28 protein-coding genes and 1 pseudogene are annotated in these 23,866 nt (G+C 68.1%); 21 read left to right on the top strand and 8 right to left on the bottom strand.

The genetic code is table 11. The features are described from left to right. Window positions 1-41 precede the first annotated feature (41 nt). The 17 genes and pseudogenes from cpaB to AB0D34_RS40450 all read left to right on the top strand — a co-directional run bounded on the left by cpaB (window position 42) and on the right by AB0D34_RS40450 (window position 13,517). Window positions 42-749 (top strand): Flp pilus assembly protein CpaB, encoded by a 708-nt coding sequence (cpaB, locus tag AB0D34_RS40370; protein WP_362671455.1) that lies wholly within the window; start codon window positions 42-44, stop codon window positions 747-749. 9 nt (window positions 750-758) lie between these two features. Further along, window positions 759-2,009: an AAA family ATPase gene (locus AB0D34_RS40375; RefSeq protein WP_362671457.1), complete on the top strand. Its 1,251-nt coding sequence runs from the start codon at window positions 759-761 to the stop codon at window positions 2,007-2,009. A gap of 359 nt (window positions 2,010-2,368) precedes the next feature. After that, entirely contained in the window at window positions 2,369-2,692 is a 324-nt protein-coding gene (locus AB0D34_RS40380; RefSeq protein ID WP_362671568.1) for a pilus assembly protein, read from the top strand. Window position 2,693: 1 nt separating this feature from the next. Continuing rightward, on the top strand, window positions 2,694-3,047 hold the full coding sequence (locus AB0D34_RS40385) for a TadE family protein (protein WP_362671460.1): 354 nt from the start codon (window positions 2,694-2,696) through the stop codon (window positions 3,045-3,047). Window positions 3,048-3,059: 12 nt separating this feature from the next. Further along, window positions 3,060-4,397 carry a CpaF family protein gene (locus AB0D34_RS40390; RefSeq protein WP_362671462.1) on the top strand — a complete coding sequence of 446 codons (1,338 nt, stop codon included), beginning with the start codon at window positions 3,060-3,062 and terminating at the stop codon, window positions 4,395-4,397. An 11-nt stretch (window positions 4,398-4,408) separates the two neighbouring features. After that, entirely contained in the window at window positions 4,409-5,353 is a 945-nt protein-coding gene (locus AB0D34_RS40395; protein WP_362671465.1) for a type II secretion system F family protein, read from the top strand. 16 nt (window positions 5,354-5,369) lie between these two features. After that, window positions 5,370-6,257, top strand: a complete 888-nt coding sequence (locus AB0D34_RS40400) for a DUF5936 domain-containing protein (RefSeq protein WP_362671570.1) — start codon at window positions 5,370-5,372, stop codon at window positions 6,255-6,257. A gap of 65 nt (window positions 6,258-6,322) precedes the next feature. After that, window positions 6,323-7,681, top strand: a complete 1,359-nt coding sequence (locus AB0D34_RS40405; protein WP_362671572.1) for a histidine kinase — start codon at window positions 6,323-6,325, stop codon at window positions 7,679-7,681. Window positions 7,682-7,711: 30 nt separating this feature from the next. Further along, window positions 7,712-8,524 (top strand): response regulator transcription factor, encoded by an 813-nt coding sequence (locus AB0D34_RS40410; RefSeq protein ID WP_362671467.1) that lies wholly within the window; start codon window positions 7,712-7,714, stop codon window positions 8,522-8,524. A gap of 111 nt (window positions 8,525-8,635) precedes the next feature. Further along, window positions 8,636-8,797, top strand: a complete 162-nt coding sequence (locus AB0D34_RS40415; RefSeq protein WP_037903624.1) for a membrane protein — start codon at window positions 8,636-8,638, stop codon at window positions 8,795-8,797. After that, a complete protein-coding gene (locus AB0D34_RS40420) occupies window positions 8,794-9,399 on the top strand; it encodes a pilus assembly protein TadG-related protein (RefSeq protein ID WP_362671575.1) in 606 nt (201 codons plus the stop codon). The genes AB0D34_RS40415 and AB0D34_RS40420 overlap by 4 nt, the downstream gene beginning before the upstream one ends. Window positions 9,400-9,435: 36 nt before the next feature. Then, on the top strand, window positions 9,436-10,014 hold the full coding sequence (locus AB0D34_RS40425) for a hypothetical protein (RefSeq protein ID WP_362671469.1): 579 nt from the start codon (window positions 9,436-9,438) through the stop codon (window positions 10,012-10,014). An 8-nt stretch (window positions 10,015-10,022) separates the two neighbouring features. After that, entirely contained in the window at window positions 10,023-10,655 is a 633-nt protein-coding gene (locus AB0D34_RS40430) for an OmpA family protein (RefSeq protein WP_362671471.1), read from the top strand. A 92-nt stretch (window positions 10,656-10,747) separates the two neighbouring features. Further along, window positions 10,748-11,653, top strand: a complete 906-nt coding sequence (locus AB0D34_RS40435) for an AAA family ATPase (protein WP_362671578.1) — start codon at window positions 10,748-10,750, stop codon at window positions 11,651-11,653. 467 nt (window positions 11,654-12,120) lie between these two features. Beyond that, on the top strand, window positions 12,121-12,936 hold the full coding sequence (locus AB0D34_RS40440) for a tetratricopeptide repeat protein (RefSeq protein WP_362671473.1): 816 nt from the start codon (window positions 12,121-12,123) through the stop codon (window positions 12,934-12,936). A gap of 19 nt (window positions 12,937-12,955) precedes the next feature. Continuing rightward, window positions 12,956-13,135: a hypothetical protein gene (locus AB0D34_RS40445; RefSeq protein WP_362671475.1), complete on the top strand. Its 180-nt coding sequence runs from the start codon at window positions 12,956-12,958 to the stop codon at window positions 13,133-13,135. A gap of 15 nt (window positions 13,136-13,150) precedes the next feature. Continuing rightward, window positions 13,151-13,517 (top strand): annotated as a pseudogene (locus AB0D34_RS40450) (6-carboxytetrahydropterin synthase). A gap of 117 nt (window positions 13,518-13,634) precedes the next feature. Here AB0D34_RS40450 and AB0D34_RS40455 read toward each other — a convergent pair. Together AB0D34_RS40455 and AB0D34_RS40460 are read right to left on the bottom strand one after the other, a co-directional pair. Next, window positions 13,635-13,790 (bottom strand): hypothetical protein, encoded by a 156-nt coding sequence (locus AB0D34_RS40455; protein WP_362671477.1) that lies wholly within the window; start codon window positions 13,788-13,790, stop codon window positions 13,635-13,637. A 127-nt stretch (window positions 13,791-13,917) separates the two neighbouring features. Further along, window positions 13,918-14,223 carry a winged helix-turn-helix domain-containing protein gene (locus AB0D34_RS40460; protein ID WP_362671479.1) on the bottom strand — a complete coding sequence of 102 codons (306 nt, stop codon included), beginning with the start codon at window positions 14,221-14,223 and terminating at the stop codon, window positions 13,918-13,920. 228 nt (window positions 14,224-14,451) lie between these two features. Between AB0D34_RS40460 and AB0D34_RS40465 the strand changes: the two genes are divergently transcribed. The 4 genes from AB0D34_RS40465 (at window position 14,452) to AB0D34_RS40480 (ending at window position 18,860) form a co-directional block, all read left to right on the top strand. Then, window positions 14,452-14,730 carry a hypothetical protein gene (locus AB0D34_RS40465; RefSeq protein WP_362671481.1) on the top strand — a complete coding sequence of 93 codons (279 nt, stop codon included), beginning with the start codon at window positions 14,452-14,454 and terminating at the stop codon, window positions 14,728-14,730. An 889-nt stretch (window positions 14,731-15,619) separates the two neighbouring features. Further along, on the top strand, window positions 15,620-15,958 hold the full coding sequence (locus AB0D34_RS40470) for a hypothetical protein (RefSeq protein WP_362671483.1): 339 nt from the start codon (window positions 15,620-15,622) through the stop codon (window positions 15,956-15,958). A 78-nt stretch (window positions 15,959-16,036) separates the two neighbouring features. Next, entirely contained in the window at window positions 16,037-18,304 is a 2,268-nt protein-coding gene (locus AB0D34_RS40475; RefSeq protein WP_362671486.1) for a DUF6571 family protein, read from the top strand. Continuing rightward, window positions 18,297-18,860, top strand: a complete 564-nt coding sequence (locus AB0D34_RS40480; RefSeq protein WP_362671488.1) for a hypothetical protein — start codon at window positions 18,297-18,299, stop codon at window positions 18,858-18,860. The genes AB0D34_RS40475 and AB0D34_RS40480 overlap by 8 nt, the downstream gene beginning before the upstream one ends. A 65-nt stretch (window positions 18,861-18,925) precedes the next feature. Here AB0D34_RS40480 and AB0D34_RS40485 read toward each other — a convergent pair whose 3' ends face one another. From AB0D34_RS40485 to AB0D34_RS40510, 6 genes are all read right to left on the bottom strand, one after another. Next, the gene (locus tag AB0D34_RS40485) at window positions 18,926-19,312 is read right to left on the bottom strand and encodes a hypothetical protein (RefSeq protein ID WP_362671491.1); all 387 of its coding nucleotides are present in this window, start codon (window positions 19,310-19,312) and stop codon (window positions 18,926-18,928) included. Continuing rightward, window positions 19,309-19,578, bottom strand: a complete 270-nt coding sequence (locus tag AB0D34_RS40490) for a hypothetical protein (RefSeq protein WP_362671494.1) — start codon at window positions 19,576-19,578, stop codon at window positions 19,309-19,311. The genes AB0D34_RS40485 and AB0D34_RS40490 overlap by 4 nt, the downstream gene beginning before the upstream one ends. 118 nt (window positions 19,579-19,696) lie before the next feature. Beyond that, window positions 19,697-21,013 (bottom strand): type VII secretion-associated serine protease mycosin, encoded by a 1,317-nt coding sequence (gene mycP, locus AB0D34_RS40495; RefSeq protein ID WP_362671496.1) that lies wholly within the window; start codon window positions 21,011-21,013, stop codon window positions 19,697-19,699. 87 nt (window positions 21,014-21,100) lie between these two features. Further along, window positions 21,101-22,504 (bottom strand): PPE domain-containing protein, encoded by a 1,404-nt coding sequence (locus tag AB0D34_RS40500; protein ID WP_362671499.1) that lies wholly within the window; start codon window positions 22,502-22,504, stop codon window positions 21,101-21,103. 68 nt (window positions 22,505-22,572) lie between these two features. Further along, window positions 22,573-22,893 (bottom strand): hypothetical protein, encoded by a 321-nt coding sequence (locus AB0D34_RS40505; protein WP_362671501.1) that lies wholly within the window; start codon window positions 22,891-22,893, stop codon window positions 22,573-22,575. A 204-nt stretch (window positions 22,894-23,097) separates the two neighbouring features. Beyond that, the gene (locus AB0D34_RS40510) at window positions 23,098-23,814 is read right to left on the bottom strand and encodes a hypothetical protein (protein ID WP_362671503.1); all 717 of its coding nucleotides are present in this window, start codon (window positions 23,812-23,814) and stop codon (window positions 23,098-23,100) included. Window positions 23,815-23,866: the final 52 nt, after the last annotated feature.

Consider the following 23,866-nt stretch of genomic DNA (forward strand, 5'->3'; position numbering starts at 1 on the left):
CGATTCCGCCCGACCGAGCCCCCCAACGAGGTCCACGGTTCATGAACTCCCGTCAGCGCCGCGGCGTGATACTCCTGCTCCTGTCGGTCCTGGGCGCCCTCGCGGCCTTCGCCGGCGTGCTGTCCGTCATCAACGACGTGAAGTCCGAGGTCGGCCCCGAGGTCACGGCGTACGAGGTCAAGAGCGACATCGAGCCCTACACCCGGCTCACCGCGGCGCAGTTCGAGAAGACGGAGATGCCCAAGCGCTGGCTGTCGGCGAACGCGGTGACCGACCTCGACGCCGTCCGCGACAAGATCGCCGTGACGACCCTCAAGAAGGGCTCCCTGCTCCAGAGCGACATGATCGTCGACCAGCCGGCCCTGCAACCCGGGCAGCAGGAGATCGCCATCATGATCGACGCGGCGACCGGCGTCGCCGGAAAGATCACGGCGGGCTCCGCGGTCAACGTGTACGCCACCTTCGAGGGACAGAAGGAGGGCGACCCCGACCAGTCGAAGATCATCGTGACGAACGCGCGCGTCCTGGACGTCGGCGACCTCACTCCGCTCCAGCCCGACGCCGACGACCGCACCCGCGCCGCCACCGAGGCCCGCCCCATCACCTTCGCCCTCTCCGCCCTCGACGCCCAGCGCATCACGTACGCCGAGTCGTTCGCCAAGCGCGTCCGGCTCGCCCTGGTCGCCCCCGGCGAGACCGGGACCGTGCCCGAGCAGGAGCGCACGTACGAACTCGCGAAGGACAAGTGAGAGGCCGCCATGCCCACGAGGATCCTCCCGGCAGTCGGCGACGCGGACGCGGTCCGCTCCCTCACCACGCTGCTCAGCCAGCTCCCGGACGCCGAGCCGGTCGCCCCGGTCACCGACTCCACCCAGCTCATCGACACCCTCGCGCGCCTGGCCGCCGAGTCCATCGACGAGCTGCCGGAAGTGGTCGTCGTCCACGAGCGCATCGGCCCCGTCCCGGCCCTGGAGCTGATCCGCGACGTCGCCCTGCGCTTCCCGGCCGTCGGCGTCATCCTCGTCACCTCCGACGTCAGCCCCGGCCTCTTCCAGGCCGCCATGGACTACGGCGCCCGCGGCCTGATCTCGCTCCCGCTCGGCTACGAGGAGCTCGCCACCCGGGTGCACGCGGTCGCCCAGTGGTCGACGGGCGTACGACGGCACCTGGGCGCCGCCACCGACGTGTTCACCGGCGTCGGCGGCACCGTCGTCACCGTCAGCGGCGCCAAGGGCGGGGTCGGCGCCACCACCACCGCCATCCAGCTCGCCCTCGCCGCCCAGGCATCGGGGCGCACCACCGCCCTGCTCGACCTGGACCTCCAGACCGGTGACGTCGCCTCCTACCTGGACGTCCAGTTCCGCCGCTCGGTCGCCGACCTCGCCACCATCACCGACATCTCCCCGCGCGTCCTCGCCGACGCCGTCTTCCCCCACGACACCGGCCTCGCACTGCTGCTCGCCCCGGGCGAGGGCGAACGCGGCGAGGAGGTCACCGAGCGCGCCGCCCGCCAGATCGTCTCCGCCCTGCGCTCCCGCTACGAGGTCGTCGTCGTCGACTGCGGGGCCCAGCTCAGCGGAGCCGGCGCGGCCGTCGTGGAGATGGCCGACACGGCCCTGCTGGTCACCACCCCGGACGTGGTCGCCGTCCGCGGCGCCAAGCGTGCCGTGCGCATGTGGGACCGGCTCCAGGTCCGCAAGGCCGAGGAGACCACCGTCGTCGTCAACCGGCACAGCCGCGGTACGGAGATCCAGGCCCCGCTCATCCAGAAGATCACCGGCACGGGCGTCGCGGCGACCGTCATCCCGGCGAACTTCAAGGAGCTCCAGGGCGCGGTGGACGCGGGCCGGGTCCACGAACTCGACGCCAAGGGCACGGTCAAGCAGGCCCTGTGGACGCTCGCCGGTGAACTGGGCCTGGTCAAGGGCACCGAGGCGAACTCCCATCGCAACGGGGGCCGGGAGCGGGGGTCGTTGACCTTCCGGCGACGCAGGGAGCTGGGGAGATGAGGGCCGCGGCCGTGTGGGCCCGGCCGGCGGACCCGGGCCGTCGGGGCAAGGGGCGCTCCCCGGTCGAGCCGGGCGTGGGCCGGTGCGGACAGCCGCGGGGCGGGGCTTCGGCAGCCGACGACACCGTGGCCGGAGGCGCGTTCTCCGCGGGGCCGGGTATCTCCGGAGGGCCGGGCGCGGGGGGACGGCTTCTCGGGGGCATGAGTACCGCGGGCGCGCTTCCGGCGGGTCCGGGTGTCGGGGGCGTGCTTCCGGCGGGTCCGGGTGCCGTGTCCCGTGCCGCCGCCGGGCCGGACGGCCGGACGGCTTCTCGGCGCTCCCGCGGGGACGAGGGCCAGGTCACCATCGAGTTCCTCGGGATGATCCCGCTGATCCTGATCACCCTGGTGCTGCTGTGGCAGTTCGTGCTGCTGGGGTACACGTTCACGCTGGCGGGGAATGCTGCGGACGAGGCGGTACGGGCCGCGACGGCGGCGGCGCCGGGGGAGCGGGAGGCCGCGTGCGAGCAGGCGGGACAGGACAAGCTGCCCGGCGCCTGGAGCGGCGAGGTCGACTGCAGCACCGGCGGCGGCTATGTCAGGGCCGATGTCCACCTGGACGTCCCGGTCCTCTTCCCGGGTGCGCTCGCCTTCCCCTTCCAGGTCGACGGACACGCGGGCGCCGTGGAGGAGGACAGGGACTGAGATGTCGGACTCCCACAAGAGCCTTCGCGACCGCGGCCAGGTGGCCATCGAGTACCTCGGCTTCCTCCCGATCCTGATCCTCGTCGCCATGGCGGTCGTCCAGCTCGGGATCGTCGCCTACACCGCCCAGCAGGCCGGTACGGCGGCCAGGGCCGGGGCGCGGGCCGCCTCGCTGGACCTGAGCGCGCAGGACAGCTGTGTGAACGCGATCAGCGACTGGCTGTCCGTCGACTGCGCCGAGGGCGGGGGCGGCGACTCGGTCACCGTCACCGCCACCGTCCAGATCCCGTCGATCGTGCCCGGGTGGGACTTCGACCCCGCCGTGAAGTCCGCCACCATGCCGCTCGACCACTGAACGAGGTACCCCATGAGCCTGCGGTCCCGCATCAACACCCCCGAGGAGAACGGCAGTCGGGGCGAGGACGGCCACCTCGTCTCCTCCTACCGGGCCAAGCTCCTGGAGGAGATCGACCTCGCGGAGATGAGCTCGCTGGCGGCCGCCGAGCGCCGGGCGCGCCTTGAGCGGGTGCTCGGGCACATCATCAGCCGTGAGGGTCCGGTCCTGTCGACCGTCGAACGCTCGCAGCTGATCCGGCGGGTGGTCGACGAGGCGCTCGGACTCGGCATCCTGGAGCCGCTGCTCGAAGACGCCTCCATCACCGAGATCATGGTCAACGGCCCCGACTCGATCTTCGTGGAACGCGGCGGCCGGGTCGAGCAGTTGCCGCTCCGCTTCCCCTCCCACGACCAGCTGATGCAGACCATCGAGCGCATCGTCTCGACGGTCAACCGGCGCGTGGACGAGACGAACCCGATGGTCGACGCGCGCCTCCCGTCCGGCGAGCGCGTCAACGTCATCATCCCGCCGCTGTCCCTGACCGGCGCGATCCTCACCATCCGCCGCTTCCCGCGCTCCTACACACTTCAGGAGCTGGCGGGCTTCGGCTCGCTCGACGAGCACATGCTGTACCTGCTGGCGGGCCTGGTGCAGGCCCGCTTCAACATCATCGTCTCGGGCGCGACCGGCACCGGGAAGACGACCCTGCTGAACGCCCTCTCGGGGCTGATCCCCGAGGACGACCGGATCATCACCATCGAGGACTCCGCCGAACTCCAGCTCCAGCAACGGCATGTGGTCCGTCTGGAGTCGCGCCCGCCGAACGTGGAGGGCCAGGGCCGGGTCACCATCCGTGACCTGGTCCGCAACTCGCTGCGCATGCGCCCCGACCGGATCGTGGTCGGTGAGGTCCGCGGCGGCGAGTCCCTGGACATGCTCCAGGCGATGTCGACGGGCCACGACGGCTCCCTCGCCACCGTGCACGCCAACAGCGCTGAGGACGCGCTGATGCGGCTGAAGACCCTGGCATCGATGTCCGAGGTGGAGATCCCCTTCGAGGCACTGCACGACCAGATCAACAGCGCGGTCGACGTGATCATCCAGCTCACCCGGTTCGCCGACGGCGCCCGCCGGATCACCGAGATCGCGCTGCTCGAGAGCAACGGCAGCGAACCGTACCGGCTGGTGACGGTGGCCCGCTTCAACGCCCAGCCGATGGCGGCGGACGGCCGGATCTACGGCCAGTTCGAGTACTTCCCGCTGCCGCGCCGTACCGTCGACCGCCTCTACATGGCCAGTCAGCCCACCCCCCAGGCCTTCGGGGTGGCCCAGTCCGCAAGCCAGTTGGCCATCCGAGAAGCCAGGTAGGACCCACCCTCATGGACCTCGACTCCCTGATCATGCTCACCACCGGCGCGACCCTGCTGGCCCTGGTCCTCGCCGTCGTGGGTATCCACGTCTTCGCCAAGGGCCGGGCACAGCGGGCGGCCCTGGTGGACCGGCTGTCGTCGGCCGGCCAGGTCACGTACGTGGGCCGCCGCCGGTACTTCCGGGACCTGGACCGCCGGCTGCGCCGCACCCGGCTGGGCAGACAGCTGGAGCTCCGCCTGGCGGCGACGGGACTGGACGTGACACCGGGCGAGTTCTTCGCCGCGATGCTCGCCGTCGTGGCGGGTCTGTGGCTGGTCGGCCAGGAGACCATGGCGCCCTTCTTCGGCCCGATTCTCGGTCTCCTCGGTATCTGGGCCGCCCTCCAGTTCCTCAACTGGCAGCGCCAGAAGCGCATCGAGAAGTTCATCAACCAACTCCCCGAACTGGCCCGCATCCTGGCCAACGCCACCCACGCGGGCCTCGCCCTGCGCACCGCGATCGGCATGGCGGCGGAGGAGCTGGAGGCACCGGCCGGGGAGGAACTGGAGAAGGTGGCCAACCAGTTGGCGATCGGCGTCTCGATGGAGGACGCCCTGGACGAGATGGCGAAACGGCTGCCGTCCCGGGAACTGGTCGTCCTGGTGACGACACTGGTCCTGTCGAACCGGGCGGGCGGCCAGGTGGTCAGCGCCCTGCGGAACCTCACCGAGACGCTGGAGGAACGCAAGGAGACCCGGCGGGAGGTCCGCACCCAGCTCTCCCAGGTGAACATGACGTCGTACGCGGTCCCGGTCCTCGGCATCGGCTCGCTGTTCCTGATGAACGGCGTCAAGGACGGAGCGCTGGCCCGGATGACGGGTTCACCGCTGGGCCAGGCGGCCGTGCTCATCGCCTTCGGCCTGTACGCGGTGGGCTTCGTCCTGATCCGCCGCCTGTCCCGGATCGACGTGTGAGGGGGGTGCGGACATGATCGCCGTCGGACTGGCGCTGTTGATGGCCGTGAGTGTGTGGGGCTTCTTCGCGGGCCTGCGCATGTACCGCGCGGAGGCGAAACTCCCGAGCGACCTGGTGCTGGCGCTGGAGGTCGGCTCGACCCGCACCGGCGCGGTGGACTCGCTGATCGACCGCATGGGCATGCGGTACGCCCCCGCGGTCCTGCGCCTGATGGGCCCCAAACAGGTCGCGAAATACCGCCGCAAGATCGACCTCGCGGGCAACCCCGGCGGCCTGACCATCAACCGCTACGCGGCCCGCAGGGCGGTGTACGGCTTCCTCGGCGCCCTGGGCTTCCTGGTGTTCCTGCTGCGGGGGCAGGTGTTTGTGGCGTTGTTGCTCCTGGCCTTCGGGGCGTTCTGGACGGAGGTCGGCATCTGGTCGGCGATCCGGGTCAGGAAGGACGTCATCGAGCGCACGCTCCCCGACTTCCTGGACGTGCTCGCGGTGGTGGTGAGCGCGGGCCTGGGCTTCCGGCAGGCACTGGACCGGGTGGCCTCCAAGTACGAGGGCCCCTGGGCCGACGAACTGCGCATCACGCTCCGCCAGATGGACCTCGGAATGAGCCGCCGCCAGGCCTTCGCGGAGCTCCGCCGCCGCAACGACTCCGAACAGGTCGCAATGTTCGTGACGGCACTTCAGCAGGGCGAGGAACTGGGCGCGCCCATCGTCGACACCCTGGTCTCCCTGGCCAAGGACATGCGCCGCACGGACGCCCAGAACGCCCGCCGCAAGGCCGCCCGCGCGGTCCCCAAGGCCACGATGATGATCACGACGTTCATGGTCCCGGCGACGATGCTGCTGCTGGCCGCGGGGTTGCTGCTGGGTTCTGGCACGGACTTCGGCACGATTACGGGGAAGTAGGGGGGCCGGGGATGTCGGTGACGGGTGCGCGGCGGGTGGGGCGGGGGCTGGAGTCGTGGCGGCCGATGGGCCCGCGCGGACGCGCGGCCGCCGACGGCGGTCAGCCCCCGCAGGGGCCACCTGCACCCGACGGCGATGGCCGCACGGGTGGTGCGGGTGGGAACACAAAGGACGCGCACCCCCACGCACCCGCACTCGACATCCAGGTCAACGCCCTCCAGGCCATGTGCCGCCAGGTCTTCGGCTTCCGCCTCGCGATGATCGCCCTCGCCGCCCCCGCCGCCCTCCTCAACGCCAACCCGGGCATCGGCACCCGCCTCGTCGGCGCCGCGGTAGTCGTCACCTTCATGGTCTCGTACGCGCTCTTCAGGGACTGGGAACGCTTCGGTCCCCTCCTCCTGCGCCACCCCACCCTCCTCGCCGCGGACACCCTCTTCGGCAGCCTCCTGCTGATCTCCGCGGGCCCCGACACCACCCTCGCCTACGTCAGCGTCTGCACTCCCCTCCTCGCCGGCATCGCCTACAGCTGGCGAGGCGCCGCGGTCTTCGCCTCCCTCCAGTCCCTGATCCTCCTCGTGGCCCAGACAGCCCTCCCGCACCCGAACACCACCCCCGCCGACACCCTCCTCCTCCCCGGCTTCTGCGTGATCACCGGGGCGGTCGGCTCCACCCTCCGCAACCTCCTGCTCCGCTTCGGCACAGCGACCCAGGCCCTCACCGCGATGAAGGCCCGCCTCGCGGTGACGGAGGCGATCAGCGAGGAACGGGCCCGCCTGGCAAGGGAGATGCACGACTCGGTGGCGAAGACGCTCCACGGCGTGGCACTGGCGGCGGAGGGCCTGGCGACATCGGCGGCAGCCCCCACCCCGGACCCGACCCTCCTCAGGCAGCAGGCGGAACTCGTGGCCCGAGCGGCCCGCAGAGCGGCGACGGAATCCCGGGAACTCCTCACGGACCTACGGCGCGACCCGGACCCGGCTCCCACCACGGACGTACTGGAAGAACTGGCGACCCGGACAAGGGACTTCAGCACCCGTACGACGCTCCCGGCGACCTACCGTCCCCCCACCCGTCCCCACCCCCCACTCGACGTCCCGCACCCCGTGGCCCGCCAACTCCTCTCCATCACGGAGGAGGCGATGGAGAACGCCCACCGCCACGCCGGGGCCACGCACCTCGACGTGACCGCGGAGATCGACCCCGAACACCACCTGCTCCGCATCGGCGTCCACGACGACGGCCGCGGCCTCCCCCCGCACGCCACCCTCGACGAACTCCGCAGGTCCGGACACTTCGGCCTGGTCGGCATGGTGGAACGCGCGGAGTCGGTGGGAGCCCGCATCCACATAGGCGCCGGCACGGAGGCGAAGGGCACAGAGGTCCTCCTGGAACTCCCCCTGGCACCCCCACCGGCTGCCGCGTAACAGCCCTTACCCCCTGAGAGGAGGCCAGGAATGCAGAACGAACCCCCACCCCCGGGGACGCCCCCCACCCCGTTCGCGCTGTTCCCGACGGCACCGCAGCCCGACCCCGTCCGGATCGTCGTCGCCGACGACAACCCGGTGATCCGAGCGGGCCTCACCGCCCTCCTCTCGGGCCGCGAGGACATCACGGTCGTAGCGGAGGCGGCGGACGGGAGGGAGGCGTACGAGGCCGCGCGCCGGCACCGCCCGGACGTGATCCTCCTGGACGTCCGGATGCCGGGCGTGGACGGGATCTCGGCGCTGCCCCACCTCGTGCCGATCGCCCCGGTGCTGATGCTGACGTACAGCGGGGAGCCGGAGACCGTACGGGAGGCGCTGCGCAGGGGCGCCGACGGCTACCTGGTCCACGGCGAGTTCACGACGGACCAACTGGTCACGGCCGTCAAGGACACCAAGGAGGGCCGGTCCCACATCACCCCCACGGCGACGGCCGCACTGCTGGCCCAGCTCCGCGAGCCCGGTGCGACTGCACACGTCACCGCGCAACTCCCAGCTGCCGTCTCCACAATTTCCCCGCAAGGGCTTTCGCAATTGCAACCACTTGTGGGACAGTCCTTGTCGGACAGGTCGCGTTTCCAACTCAGCGCGAGGGAGGCGGAGATCATGGACCTCATCGCGACCGGCATCACCAACCAGCAGATCGCCGCCGCCTGCTTCATCAGCGAGAAGACGGTCAAGAACCACATCAACCGCATCTTCGCCAAACTCCACAGCACGAGCCGCTCCGAAGCCGCCGCCAAGTGGCTGGGCACGGCGCCGGGTTCGAACCGGGGAGTGGGGTGACCGTGAAGATGCCGACATGGGCCCGGATTTGGGCCCAGGGACCCTCGGCCGAAGCGAAGACCCCGGTCTACGTTCCGGAGGTCGACAGCGATGACGCCGAAGGGGCCCACCATGAGCAACCGGTTCAACGACGACAAGGGTCAGACCGCGGTCGAGTACCTGGGGATCATCGCCGTGGTGGTGGCGATCGTGCTGGCGATCACGGGGACGGACATCGGCAACACGATCTACGACGCGATCACCGAGCAGATCGCCAACGTGACCGGCGGCTGACGCGCCTCTTTCCGCACAGCGACGCGGGGCAGGCCTTCCCCATCTACATCACCGTGGTGGGGGGCCTGCTCCTGCTCGCGTTCGCCTTTCTCGCGGTCGGCCAGGCAGCGGCCAACCGGAACAGCGCCCAGACCGCGGCCGACGCGGCGGCACTGGCGGCGGCCCTGGACACCCGGGACGAGCTCACCGACGAGTGGGTGGCGAACGTACTCGATCCGACCAAGTGGCGGGACATCTTCAACGGCGTCGGAGTGCCGTTCGAGGGGTGCGCACGGGCGACCGAGCTGGCCGCGCAGAACGACGCGAACGTGCAGTGCGACGGGCACCCGGAGTGGCCGCTCCCGGGCTACGAGGTCGAGGCCACGACCAACCAGAGCGTCGGTGACTCCATCGTCCCCGGTACCGAGGATGCGCACTCGACCGAGACGGCCAGCGCCGTGATCGAGCCGCGCTGCGATTTCAAGCTCCCCGGAGCGGGCGCCGACCCGGATGTGCTGCCCGAGCTCAAGTGCGACAACGACGTCGACTGGACCCTGGACCCGACGGACCTCACGGATCTCCCGAAACCCGAGGATCTCTTCGACGTCCACCTGGCGGACTGACAAGCTGACGACACCAGTGACGAAGGAAGCAGAGTGATGAGCATTCGGTTCACGGCGAAGGCCCGCAGGGGGATCGTCGCGCTGACGGTCGCGGCCGGACTGGCCGTCGGCGTGGCCGGTTGCGGCGGAGGCGGCGACGACAAGAAGCCGGAGTCCTCGGCCTCCGCCACCAAGGGGAACGGCTCCCAGCCCAGCACCCAGGAGGGGCAGTCGGACGTACCCCTGGCGGAGCTGAAGGGCCAGGACGGGCTGCTGCTCCAGATCACCTCCGCCGAGCGGGACGCCGGCGGCTTCGTCACGGTGAACGGCACCCTGAAGAACGATGGTGGCAAGAGCGTCGTCGTGCCGGCGGCGGTGCGCGGCGACGAGACCGAGATCGTCAGGAACGGCCGGTCGCTGGGCGGCGCCACACTCGTCGACTCGAAGGGCAAGAAGCGTTACTACGTGCTGCGGGACACGGACGGCCGCCCGCTGACCACGACAGGCTTCTCGACCCTGAAGGCGGGGGAGAGCCTCGCGGTGTTCATGCAGTTCCCGGCACCGCCCGAAGGCACGAGCGAGGTGGCCTTCCAACTCCCCACCTTCGCCTCCGCCACCATCCAGATCTCCGGGTGACGCCCACCATGACCGCCACCCGAACCCCACCCCGCCTCGCCCTGACCGTCAGGGCCGCCTCGCTCATGGCGGCCCTGACCCTCACCCCCGCCTACGCGGACGACGGCGACCCCAGCTATCCCCCCGGCACCGAACCCTCCGCCACCGCCCCCGTCGAAGTCGACCCCAACGACCCCGACCTGAAACTCCCCGAAGACGCCACCCTCGCAGAGCCGAAGGTCCTGGACATCAAGCAGGTCGTCGAGGACCAGAGCGGAGACGAGCGCCGCGAAGACACCAACGCGGACGTGAAGTTCGCCCTCCAGGCGGAGGTCCTGTTCAGCAAGGACAGCTCGAAGCTGAACGGCGAGGCGAAGGCCCGTATCTCCGCGATCGCGGCGGAGATCAAGAACCAGAACGCCACCCAGATCCGCGTCTTCGGCTTCACCGACAACCTCGGCAGCTACGCCCACGGCCTGACCCTCTCCCGCCAACGCGCCAACGCCGTACAGGACGTCTTGGACCAGGAACTGAAGGACTCCGGCATCACCTACGAGGTCCGCGGCTACTCCGAGGACTACCCGATCGCCTCCAACACGACGGAGTCGGGCCGCAAGAAGAACCGCCGGGTGGAGGTGTCGTTCCCGCGGGGGGAGAGCTGAGGGGGCGAGCGAAGAGGGGTCTTGGATATAGACGAGGGGCCGCTGCTGCTGCGCCGGCTTTGGTCTCCGTCGCCATTCCCGGCGTCGGCGGTGTGGTCGACGCGGGACGGGCCGGACTGGAGGCGGCCCTTGCCACCGGATCCACCCCAGCAGGCAGTCTGGAATCGCTGCGGACGGCCATGACCCATCAGTTGGTCGAAGCGTTGCTGGCGGAGGCGCGCGACGGCGCACCCCTCCTCCTGCTGATCGATGACATCCAGCTGTTCGACGAGAGCAGCCGTCAACTCCTCCACATGCTGCTGCGCAGACTCGATGGTGAGCCGCTCGGTCTGGTCCTGGGCCTCGGCTCCCACGAGTCGACGACGGCGAGCGGAGCGCAGATCGGGGAACTGCTCCATATGTGGGAGACCAGGCACAATCTGCTGGTCGCCCGCCACAAGGTCCCGCCCCTGCCGGACTGGGCCGTCGGCGAGTTGGTGTCGGCCAGACTGCAGGGCCAGGACGTTCCCGCCGGATTCGCCGAGCAGGTGCACTCGGTGACCGACGGGAGCGCTGTTTTCGTGGACCAGGTACTCAAGCTGTGGCGTCCCGGCTACGGGGCGGACGTACCGCTCCCGCGTGAACTGCCGCACGCGTTCAGGGAACGCTTCCTTCGTATCGACCCCGAAGTGCGCGAACTGCTTGTTCTCGGCGCCACCGTAGGCCAGTTCTTCTTCTCGCACACGCTCGCCGAAGTGACCGGAACGCCCCAGCTCCGCGTTCAGGATCTGCTGCACCGCGTGGCTCGCGAGCATGGGCTGGTGCGCGAACGGCGCCGCGCGGACATGCCGCGATGGGCGGACGGACTGCACGTCGACTGGTACGACTTCGAGCACCGCGCCCTCCAGTCGTGTATCCGGCAGGAGCAACAGGACGAGGGGGCTCGGCTGTCGAGGCACGCCCACATCGCCGAGGCCATGGAACGGCTGCCACGGGTCGGCGAGGATCTTCCGCGTTAAGTGCGTGTCATGATCGCCGGCCATCTGCGCGAGGCAGGCCCCGCCCGTGCCGCCGCCAGCGCGGAGGCCCACTACCGGCTCGCACGGTCCGTGGCTGTGGACGAACTGGCGTTCATCCAGGCCGAGAAGCCCTGCCGGACGGCTCTCGACTCGGCCCGGCAGCTGCCCGTGGGCGACCCGCAACGCGACCGTCTGCTCGTGGAATCGGCCGAACTGCTGCTGAGCCTCACCGAGGTGCGCTGGAAGGGCAGCGAAGACCGGGTGGACTCGCCCGGTATCGACATGCTGGCGGCCGAGGCCGAGGAGGCGGCCCGCCGCCTTGGCGACCCTCTGCTGACCGCCCGCACCGCGTTGCTCGTGGCAAAACCCTGCTCGCGGTACACGGTCTTGAGCCCTCACTCGAGAAAGTCCACGAGGCGGTCGAGCTTGCCCGGGCATGCGGTCCGGACGGCACCGAGGCGCTCTACGTGGCGCTCGTCGAGTACGGCCGTCAGCTTCCCAAACGCGACCTGGAAGCCGGCCTGCGTGTGCTGTTCGAGGCTGAGGAACTGTATGCCTCCGCTGCCGAACTCGGCGATGCCGCGAGCCCGGTGCTACAGCATGCCCGCAACCTGAACGAGATGCAGATCGGCGTCAACCTCTTTGACGCGGGCCGGTTCGACGAAGCACTGCAACGGTTGGTGCGCTGTGTCGAGCGGTTGAGCAGTGAGTCGATGCGTGCCGAGCTGCCCATAGCGTTGAACTATCTCGCCCAACTCCACATCGCCATGGGCGACATGGCGGAGGCGGAGGCCGCACTCACCAGGGCGCTGACCTTCGAGGAGGAATACCAGGAGACGGGCGAGACCATCAGCGGCTGGCACGCGTACAACAACGCTCTCCTGGCGTCGATCGCCTCCAGCACACCCGACCGCGCGCCGGAAGCCCTCAGGCGGATCCGGGCGGCATGGCTCGAAACGCAGGAGACGTGGCTGGTCAACCTCGTGCCCATCGTCCGTAACCTGCACGTGAACGTGCTCATGGCCGTAGGGGAGCACTTCGGGCAGGCACTCCGGTTGATTGGAGACACGCTCGTCGAGACCGAGACCACGAAGATGGACCGCAGCCGCATCGCCGCGTTCTGTCTGCGCAGCCGCCTCCGGCTCGCGGAGGGCGACGTCCGGAACGCGGCCGACGATGCCCGCGAGGCTTACGAGCTCCTCGAAGAGCGGGGCGCGATGCCGGCCCTGCGGACGGAAGAGGTCTTGTACGAGGTCACGCGCCCTGGCGGCCGTCGGTGCTGACGAAGAGGCGGCCGAGCTGTTGGAGCGGGCCCGCGCCGAGGTACGCCGCAAGGCGGACAGCATCGCCGACCCGCGTCGACGGGAACGCTTCCTGAACGCCGTGCCGCTCAACCAGTCCCTGTTCGCGGACGTGCCGTCGGAATCCGACGACCCCGCGGCTACAGTTCGGGACCAGGGCGATGCGCGTACGCAGGGATAGAGGGAGGCGGAAGGCGTGTTCACGATAACCAAGGAGTTCCACTTCTCCGCCAGCCACGTCCTCGACCAGCTGCCCGCATGGCACCCCTGCGCCCGCATGCACGGCCACAACTACATCGTCGTCCTCGAACTCTCGGCGGAGGACGACGCTCTGACCCCGCCGGGATTCGTCCGGGACTACAGAGACCTCGACACGTTCAAGAAATGGCTGGACGACACGCTCGACCACCGGCACCTCAATGGAGCGATGGGGGGGGGGTGCGTCACCTTCAGCGGAGAACGTGGCCAAGTGGATCTTCGACAGATGGCGCGACGAGCTGCCCGAACTCGCGGCCGTGAAGGTTTCGGAAACACCCAAGACGTGGGCGGTGTACCGGCCGTAACCGTATTCAGCGGTTCAGCCGTCGGTCGGACGCGCGGGGAACCGTCGGCGCCCCGAGGCGTCTCCAGAGCGCGCAGAATGACGGGGATGTGGCGCACCGTATCCGAGACCACCGCGGTCACACACTCACACAGCGAACCGCGTCCCCGCACAGCATGGTCATGTCGTCCAGGTCTGAGGTCACGATGATGCGAGAACCGGAGTAGCCGAGCGCGCTGGCGGCCACCACCGAGTCGATCGCGTACTTGTGGCCGTGTAGGGCAGCGTTGCGCAAGAGCTCGACAGCCCGCCATGTGATGGCCTCCGTGACTGGCGGAACCTCCAGTCGCGACACGTGCCAGCGGAGGCGATCCATGCGAATCCTGGAACGCGCCAGAGCGCGTTTCTCGTGCGCTGCGCGGTCAGCCGTTCGTCTCGTCATTCTCGACGGCGATATCTGCAGCGGTCTTGGGCAGTGGGTCGGCGACGAACGTGCCACGTCCGTGCACAGTCTCGATGAGCTCTCGGTCGCGCAGCACCTGGGCGGCTCGCCGGACGGTGAGGTAGGCGACGCCGTATTCCTGTGCGAGATCACGCTCGGCGGGTAGGCGCGCACCGGGCTGCAGCTCTCCGGCTCGAATCCGCGCCTCGACGTGGTCGGCTACGGCGACGTAGATGAGCTGGGATCCCTGCGGGGCGAAGTCGGGCACCTTGCTGCGGTCACTCACAAGGGCAACGTAGGTCGATGCCGAGCTACGCGAATCTCCAGAGAGCTATACATAGCTCTACATGGCTTAGTAAGGTCATGAAGACAGATGAGACCCCGGCGGCCGCGCGAACGGCCCCGGGGCACGGCCACCAGCCCTGAGGAACTGATGACAGTGAGCATTATCCATGCAGTGTTGTGCCGGATCCTGGACGTGTGCGTGCCGGGGAGTGGTAGACGGAGGGTGGATGTGCGCTCCGTCGTGCCGGTTTTCGCGGGGGAGGCGGAGGTGCCGGGCCCGGTCGCGGTACGGCTGCCCGTGCACCGTTCTCCGTACGGGCTGTTCGCGCCGCTGGACGGCTCGGCGGCGGCCTCGGTGCGGCCGTACGTGATCGCGGCGGAGTGGGCCTGCCAGGTACGGGAGCGTGAGCGGGTGCGGCAGGCGCGGCGGCGCGTGGCGCTGGTTCTCGCGGACGACTCCGGGATCGACCTCGACCGTCATGTCGTCGGTGCGGAAGGGGTGGCGTGATGGGAGCGCAGCGTGAGACATGCGGCGCAGAGACAGCGGTGCCGTTGGGTGTGGGGAATCCGGGTAAAGCCGAGAAGCCCGGGGCGGTTGCGTCGCCAGCCCGGGGACGACAGAGCAGGCCGGAACCCGCCCCGGCGCAGGACCCCGCGCCGCCGACCGAACCTCGGGCGCGGTCTCGTAAGCCGGTACGGATGTGTGTCCGCTGCCATGTGACCACCGAGACCCCGGTCGTGGTGGCCGTGGTGCACCAGAACTCGGGGCCGGGCTTCGTCGTGTACGCGTGCCCGGCGTGTGCCGTGCACTTCCCGCCGGCCGGACGTCCTGACCGCCGTGCGACCGTCCTGCGGAGCCAGGAGGAAGCCGTGAGTGTGCGATCCGTAGATGCAGCGGATTCGGGGGAGTTGTCGCTGGAGTGCGCAATGGCCCGTCGCCCCGGATACGAGGACGTGCACGCCGAGTGTCACCAGCAGCGGGACATTCCACTGCCGTATGGCAAGGGCCTGTTGCTGGCGCGCGCCTGTGAATGTGACTGCCACCGTCCGACGGTAGAGCGAGGGGGGCCGGAGCCGGAACTCCGCCCGGCCCAGGCACCCGCCGCTTGACGCAGCGCGCTCACCGGTAGATCCGGGCGGGCGGCGCCTCGACCGGGTCTGCGTTCACATCCGGAATCCCGCCTCGGCGATGACATCGGGATATTGCTAGATATACGGTGTGATTTGACCGTAGCTGACGCTGATCTGTCTGTGACCCGAGTGGCCAAAAGCCGCGCGAAAGCTTCGGGTGGCCAAGCATCGTAGTGATATTTTTGCTGACGCATCGCCGACGAATTTGCTGCTCACATCGAAGGCTTCGCCCAGCACGAAGCGGAAACAAGCATGGGGGACGAGACATGTCTGGCGGCACGGACATCGACGATCCGGCAGCCCTGAATCGTGCGGGCACCGGCGCGCAGGAGATCGCGGGACGGACGCGGACCAGCGGCGCGCATCCCGTGGACGAGACGCGCTCGGCGTCCCGGGATTTCGGTAGCGGCAACTGGGACGGCGGGCTCGGCGGGGCGTTGAGCGGCTTGGCCGAGACCTGGTCGAGCCAGGTCTCCGCGCTCGCGGCCAGCTGTGACGGCCTCGCCAGGCAGTGTGGGAGCTCAGGAATGCTGTTTCAGAGCACCGAAACGGCGAACACGCAGACCATGAACTCGCTGTCCGTCAAGCCCTCACCCTTCGGCTGACCGGCCCCAACTCACCACCCGCCTACGGCAACCGCCGTCTGACGAGCCACACCACTCCACGGGGGATCCACCAGCGTCATGCCGACGTACGAGCAGCTCTATCACCTCAACCTCAGCAACCTCAAAGCGACCGCTGACCGTTGGGAGGAGACAGTCGGCAAGTTCAAGGGCCTGCACACCGCGTTCGGCGACGAGGTCGCGGGGCCCTTCAAGAAGGCCGGCTGGCGGCAGCCGGTGCTGACCGCTGCCAAGGCGGACAACGACGTACGCGCCGCACACCAGGAGTTCGCGGACGCGCAGAAGGAAGCGGAAGGCATCGCCGGTGTCCTCACCACCCTGCACGCCGCGCTGAAGAAGGCCAAGGACGACCTCCACCACCTCGCCGAAGTCGAGGCCAAGAAGGAGGACCTGCACGTCAGCGCCACCGGCACCGTCACCCCGCGCAACGACCTCTCCCAGAACTTCGCCGCCCGCCACGACCCCGACGGCCAGGCCCTCATCCGTGAGCAGCAACAGGCCTGCGACGCCTTCGTCCGCCGTATCGAAGCCGTCCTGCAGCGCGCTGCCGACGCCGACGAGACCGCCTGCTGGGCCCTGCGCCGCGACCTCGGCGGCTACACGGACAACTTCAACTCCAAGGTCGTCACTTCCCTGGACGCCGCCGATGCCACCCACGCGGCAGAGCTGATGAAGAAGGGCGACAAACTCACCGACACGGAGCTGACCGAGCTCAACCACCTGATGAAGGCCAACGCCAGCGACCCGGTCTTCGCCACGAACTTCTACAAGCAGCTGGGCCAGGAAGGCAGTCTCCAGCTGTACGGTCAGCTCGCCCTCCAAACCGCCGACGCCAGCGACGAACGCAAGGCGCTGCTCCAGCAGATGCAACGCAACATGGGCAACACGCTGGCCACCGCCACCGACCCGGGCAAGGAACCGCACCTGTCCGAACAGTGGACGGCGGAGTTCCGCAAGCTCGGCACGCAGCACGTCAAGCTGCACGAGGACAGCATGAACGAGGGCCCCTACGGCTACCAGCTCCTCGGCGGCATCCTCCGCTACGGCGACTACGACTCCAGCTTCCTGACCCCCATCGCGGAACACGTCACCCAACTCCACGCCGAGAACCCGTACTTCTTCGCCAACACCAAGGCAGACTTCGGAGACCCCGAGTACGGCTTCAACCCCTCGGGTAAGAACGGCGCCGGATACGACCCCATGAACAGCGTCCTCGAAGCCCTCGGCCACAGCCCGCAGGCGGCCACGGACTACTTCACGCCGCCGATGGAGGCGTACGCCCAGGACGGCACCCACAAGGGCGCACTCGCCGACATCGACGGCGCCGGGAGCTACCTGGACTACCTCGTCAACAAGGACTACGACTCCTTCCCCGACATCACGGGACACGACCCCGACGCCGTGGGGAAGTCCATGAACGACTTCCCTGACTCTCTGGGGCATGCCCTCGAAGCAGCGACCAATGGCCGTCCATGGGACGGCGATCCCAACGCCGACTCCGTCCCGCACACAGAAGACCAGGCGAAGCTGGCCCGCCAGATCGTGGACAAGTTCGGTGGCCAGGGAGGCCCCGAACTACTCAACGACAAGGACGGCGCCCCCTACGAGGCAACCCGCGACAGCCTTGGCAACATCGCCGCCGAATACATGGGCGACGTTCAAGCTGCTGTTTCTGGGCACGATGATCTACCCGTGTCCGGCGCGTCAGCGGGGTTGCAGGCCGCTACCGCCGAGCCATTCCTCGCTGCCGTCGGCCAGGACCCGGATGCATACGCAGCGATCACAGGATCACAACAGGCCTATACCAGCGGAGTGGTTGACAGTGTCATCAACGGCGATTCGCACTCCACCGTTGATGACGCCGAGCGCGTCAAGCAAGCTGTCGCACCTGGTTCCATCGTGTCGGGCATCATGAGTGAAGCTCGCGCGGAGGCGATCTTCGAGACCCATCGAGCCACGGACGCGGATTTCAACGAGTCGGCTGAGACGGCCAACAAATGGGTGGGCCGCGGCCTTGGCTTGGCAACCGGAGCTATCAAGGTGCCGGTTGTCGGGGATGTCGCAGGTTGGGCAGTCGAAGACATCCAGAGCAGTGTCATGGAGAGCATTCAGCGGGACACGACTACGGAGGCGCGGTACGAAGCAGGCCTTGAGTACTCCGCAGGTCGGGAAAGCACACAGGATGCGGCAGCAGCAGCCATCGACCGAGCGACATCGAACAGCCGACTGGATCAGGACACGATCGGTGATCTCCGTAAGGCGGCCATCACCCAGGCAGGACTGAGCCACTCTGAGGGGTCTCAGTGGGAGGATTCGCGGAATGGCTGAACGTCGAAGGAATGGACCAACGGTATTCGGCGTGATGGCGGTCATCTCTGTCGTACTTATGACGTCCTGCAGCAAGGGGAAAGAGACCCGAGAGTACGCTGTCCCGAGCAAGATCTGTGGAGTATCCGTCAGCGCCAAGCTCGTGCAGCCGCTCCTGCCGCCCGGAAAGGCCATCGATCCAGGCGAGTCGCTGACCGGACCTGACGACACACAGCGGTGTGCCGTGTCGATCGATGGCGACACGGCACTCGAAGTCACAGGCCAGCGGTATCCGGATGTTTTGGGAGCGAAGAACATCGCTCTGAACTATCTCGGCGTTCCCGCCGACGAACTCGGGGAGGTAAACGCTGATGATTCGGTCATGGTGTGGGACTCACGGATTGTCGGCGTGACGGAGTGCACCGACTATCCGACGGATGCCGCTGGCCGGAGCACCAGGCGGTACTCCATCGCCATCAATGCCACCTACCCGGACGACGCGAAGGCCAGGCGGGAGGCCCTGCGGCAACTCCTCTCGCCATATCTGACAGCTGCCGCTCGCGCCCTGGGGTGCTGACGAAGGGAACAGACGATCTTGCTGCCCCCTCCAGGTCTCGGGTGCGCCCTCCGCGTCAGTTACGTCTAGCTGTAGGGATTGAGTGCTTGAACGCCGGTGAAGCGGTACGCCTCGTCTCGCAGCGACAGGACGGTGACTGGCTCGCCCGCTGTAGCCATCTGCCAGGCCACCGCGGCCGCATGAGCCACGGCAGGTTCGGCGCGCGGCCAGGACAATACCTCTACAGCATGGGCCGTGGTGAAGGGAACGCTCTGTGCGTACCGTAGCCCGGCCGCGTACTGACCGCAGCCGGGCTTCAGTCGGTCGGAGGCCAGTACGCACAGTGACGGTACGAGGATGTGCCCGCGCTGATGGCTGGCCTCGACGTACAAGCCTGTGAAGAAGGGGTCGCCCTCGTACAGTGCGACCAGGGAAGTGTGGTCCAGGACGACGGTTTCGACGTAGTCGCTCACGCGGCGCGGCCGCCTTGGCGCGCGCGGTGGGAGCGGACTTTCGCCCAGGCATCGGTCCCCTGAGCCTTTACCTCCGGCGTGTACTCCACACCGAGCTCAAGGGCGGCGTCCCGGGCTCGCTGCTCGCGCTCCTCCTCGGTCAGCTCTCGGAACGCAAGTTGCTCAAGAAGCCCGTCCATCGTGGTGCCGTGCTCGGCGGCGAGTACCCGCAACCGGGCGGCGACCGCCTCCTTGGTCTTGATGCTGGTCCACTTCTGGTCACTCATGCCAAGGATTCTACCGCTGGTAGAAACGCCCCGTCTGCCACTTCGGCTGATTGCCTTCCCACGCCGCTGTGAGCACCGGTGAATGCCGCAGTGCCAGGGCATCCACCGGTGAGCGTGCCTACTGCTGGGGCGGCCAATGGCCCTGCTGCGTGGGCTGCTGGTACGGGTCCTGCTGCGGAGAGACGTGCTGTTGGTAGGAGCTCTGCTGGGGCTGGCCGGGCTGCTGGGTGTAATGCAGGTAGGCCGGAGGGTTGTCGGGGGCGCCGCTGTCGTTGCTCCTCCGCCTGGACCGCTTGACGATCAAGAGCACGATCAGGCCGATGACGGCCAGGCCCACGACACCGATGACAGCCCAGATGATCACTGCCTTCTGGTCGGCCTGCGCCTGATCCTCATCGGAATCACCAAGTGAAGAAGTGCTCGACTTCTCCTTCAGGGACTCCGGAACAGTGAGTGGACCGTACTTCGAGCCGGCCGGCATGCTGTCCTTCAGGGCGGCGAGCGGCTGGATGATGCCGTAGCCGTAGCTCTTGTTCGGGAGGGACAGGCCCTTCTCCGAGTCGGGCAGTGCCGCGGTCTTGACGAGGCGGTTTGCGATCTGGCCTGCCGTCAAGTCAGGGAACTTTGATCGGAGGAGGGCGGCTGCTGCCGAAACGTAAGCAGCGGAATCAGATGTGCCGGTTCCGCTGCGGTATCCATTGCCCGTGCCCTTGGCGCTGACAATGTTAGTTCCGGGAGCCGTCAACGAAACAAAATCACCAGGGTTTGATCCCTCCCAGATGTACCCGTCGTTCTTTACGGCACCCACTCCCAGGGCGCCTGGTGAGGCTGCTGGATAACACTTACCGCCCTTATCCGAGTCATTACCTGAAGAGCCCACGACCAGCACATCGTGCTTCAGCGCGTATGCGACAGCGTCATTCGTCTTATCTAGTTCATCTTGATCGCTGGAATCGAAACATTCAGATGCGTTGATCACGGATGCGCCGTGGTCGACTGCGTATCGGATGGAGGCGGACAGCCCAGTCCCTTTTGTGCCGTAATCCCGAATGGGGAGGATCTTCGCCTTCGGTGCGAGGCCTGTCACACCTTCGTTCGTCCCATGGCCGTGACCGGCAATGATCGAAGCCATCGCTGTACCATGATCTACGCCTGGCCCGGGCTCTGGGGTTGCGCTACCCCCATTGAGGAAATCCTTCCCCTGAAGGACGTTTCCCTTGAGATCGATATGATCGGCGTTTACTCCGGTGTCGATGACTGCGACTACGACACCACTGCCCTGGGAGAGTTTCCACACGGATTCGGAATTCAGTGCCTTCAGCGCCCACTGTATATCTCGGATCTGGTCCGCCGCCACAAGTGGTGCGGAGGCAAACAGTAGTGCGCCGGTCAATGCGCCGCAGCCTGCTGCGCGAAATACCTGGGTGAAGCCCATCCGTATGTCCTCTCTCAGGTCAGTGCGGGGATGTCGCCGCAGCCTGCATCCCCGCACCTTCCTGCCAACTGCGGCATGCCGCGCGGCTTACTCCTCGATGACCCGAGGAGCCACATTACGTTGTGGCGCCCAGGTCTCCTCGTCCTCTACCAGATAGTCGGGACGCTCCCCCTCGCGACGCTCATCCTTCGGGCGGCCATTGCGTGCACCGGGGGCGCCGACGACGCCACCCTTGCGGCTGGCGCTGGCGCTGGCGCCCCGCCCCGCGGCACCGCGGCTACTGTGCAGGCCTGAACCACCGGCAGTGCCCTTCCCCGAGCCCGCACCGGCCTTGGGCGTTCCGCCCGCGACGCCACCACTCTGGCGACCCAATCCACCGGCGCGTGCGGCACCGCCCCTCGCAGCGCCTGCGCCAGTGGAACCGCCTACGCCTCCGGTTCGCCCTGCCATGCCTCTGGTTTCGGCCCGACCGGCCAAGCCGCGAGCGGCACCGGCCCCAGTTGCCCCGCCCGCAGCGCCGCCGACGAAGCCAGCACCACCACCGACGCCACCGCCACCAGAGGCTCCGCCCCCGACCATTCCGGAGCCGCCAATCGAGGGCCCTCCGGTATGGCCACCAGCAATGCCGTCAATCGCCGTGCCGACATTTTGCGTCGGCGCAATCGGCTTATGTGCTCCGCCAGTGACGCCTGAAGGCGGAGTAACAGACCTCGACGTACTGATCGTTCCTGTCTGGGCACGCCTGGCTGTGCTCGACGACACACTCTGCGGGCTTCGAGGGGTGCTGGTCGTGGGAAGGGCGACGGGAGTGGGAGTAATGCCGCCGGGATCCCCTGGTACATCGTGACCATCGTCTTTGATGGGCTGCTTTTTCCACGACCCCATAGCCTTCGCCTGCGAGTTGTACGCAGCCCCCAAGAACTCCATCTTGGAGGCCATCCTCAGCTGCGCCTCCCGCCCCGCCGAAAGGTCGTCGTGGTTGTTGTCGAGCGCTTCCTGCGCGCTCTTCCCGGCGGCGACGTCCTTCCTCATACCGCTGTCGTCGCCGGTGAAGCCGTCGCCCGCGCTGTTGAAGAAGCTGGACACCGCGCCCGGCTTCTCCATCGCCAGGACCTCGTCCTTGATGGGCCCCAGCGCCGCGCCGGCGTTCGTCATGGCGATCGACGTATGGCTGGCGTACTTCGCCGTGTTGCCGATGCTCCTGCTGAACTGCGCGGCCTTCGCGGCGAATCCGTCGGCGGCCGCGCCCGTCCAGTGGGCCTGGATGCGGGTGACCTCCTTCTCGAACTCGGTCTGGATACTGGCCAGCTGGGCCGCCAGCCCCTTCCAGCCCGCCGCGACGCCTGTCACGAGGTCCGGCCTGGCATGGCTGAGCATGGCCTTCATCTCGTCCATGTTCTTGCCGAGCGCGAAGTTTGTCGTGTGCTTCTCGTTGAAGCACCTGTTCATCTCGGTGTAGTCGTAGTCGATCTGGCCGTCGCTGTCAGCCATGCCCCTGTGCCCCCTCGTAACCGCACATCCCGCCGCCGCACATCACGCCCTGCACCCCGTCCATGGACCTACTGCCCCGCGTTCGGGAAGCTCTTCTTGGCCTCGTAGTCGGTGTCCTGGTACGCCCCGTGTGTGTACTTCGTCTTCCGGCCGAACTCGTCCATGACGGTGTTGAGGTACCTCACGGCGTCCTCGATGTACGTCTTGATCTCGTTGTGGGCGTTGGCGAGCTTGTCCGCCTCGTCGAAGCCGGTGCCGAGGGCGCCCGGCGGGAGGTAGGTGTTGGTCGCCGTGTCGGTGCCCGCCTTGCCGAGACCGCTCAGCACCTGGTTCAGCGCGGTGACCGTCTTCTCCAACTCGTCGAGATCGACGCTTACTTCTTCAGCCATGCCTGCCCGACTCCCCGTTGTCACCTGCGCCCAGCTCGCGCCACCAGCCGCTCAGAACCACTCCGTTCGCGGAATGCCACTACCGAACGCCATCTGGTGTATCCAACCTGGCCAGGCGCCACTCTAGTTACGTCCAGTGACAGAACGATCATCGATCGAGCTCGTTGGCGAGATCGCGATCAACCCAGCTCACTTTCTTCACACTCAGTGGAGCCGCCGTACGTCCCGGCACTCGACCTCCACGGACGCCCCGTACGGCTCGACAGTGGTCCTGCCGTCGGCCGTGACGCCGTCCAGGCACAGGGAACCGCCCAGCAGACGTAGGTCCAGGGTGAACTTCACCCGGTTGGCCGCGAGTTCGGGGCCGTGGATGCGCTCGTCGATGTAGCCGAGGGTGTGGAGGGTTCGCCTGACCTGCTCAGGGGTGGTGGCCGGTGTTGTCGTCAGGGCTTTGGTGATGCGGCGGTCGTGGATGTCGGCCTCGCACTTCTCCACCGACGCCAGTTCCAGCTCCTTCCTGGGATCCACGGGGTCCCCGGTCTCCTCGGTGGGCAGTGGGTCGGTCGGAAGGGGCGGCTCGGGCGGAAGGTCGGTGGGCGGTGCCACGGAGTCCAGTTCCTCGGCCAGTTCGGACGGGTCAGTGGCCGGGGGCAACTCCTCTTTCGCGCAAGGCTCCATGAGGGTGACGAGGAGTTCCATGAAGGGCAGGAAGTCCGGCCCCTCGGTGTCACTGGGCGCGGCCGAGTCCGCTGGGAGGGGCGTGCTCGTGACAGCCCCGCCCCTCCCGGCGGACTCGGCCTTCATGTCGCCGCCGCCCGCCCGTTCCGTCCCGCAGGCGGTGAGGGCGAGGGCACACAGTGTCCCGAGGACAACCAGTGCGGAACTGCTGCTACGGGGCTTCCCCCGGGAAAGTCGGCTCATGTTCGCAGTGTCGGTTCAAGCGTTGACCCGGGCATGAGTACGGCTACTCAAA

The sequence above is a fragment of the Streptomyces sp. NPDC048420 genome, assembly GCF_040651535.1.
In the GTDB taxonomy this organism is placed as follows: Bacteria; Actinomycetota; Actinomycetes; order Streptomycetales; family Streptomycetaceae; genus Streptomyces.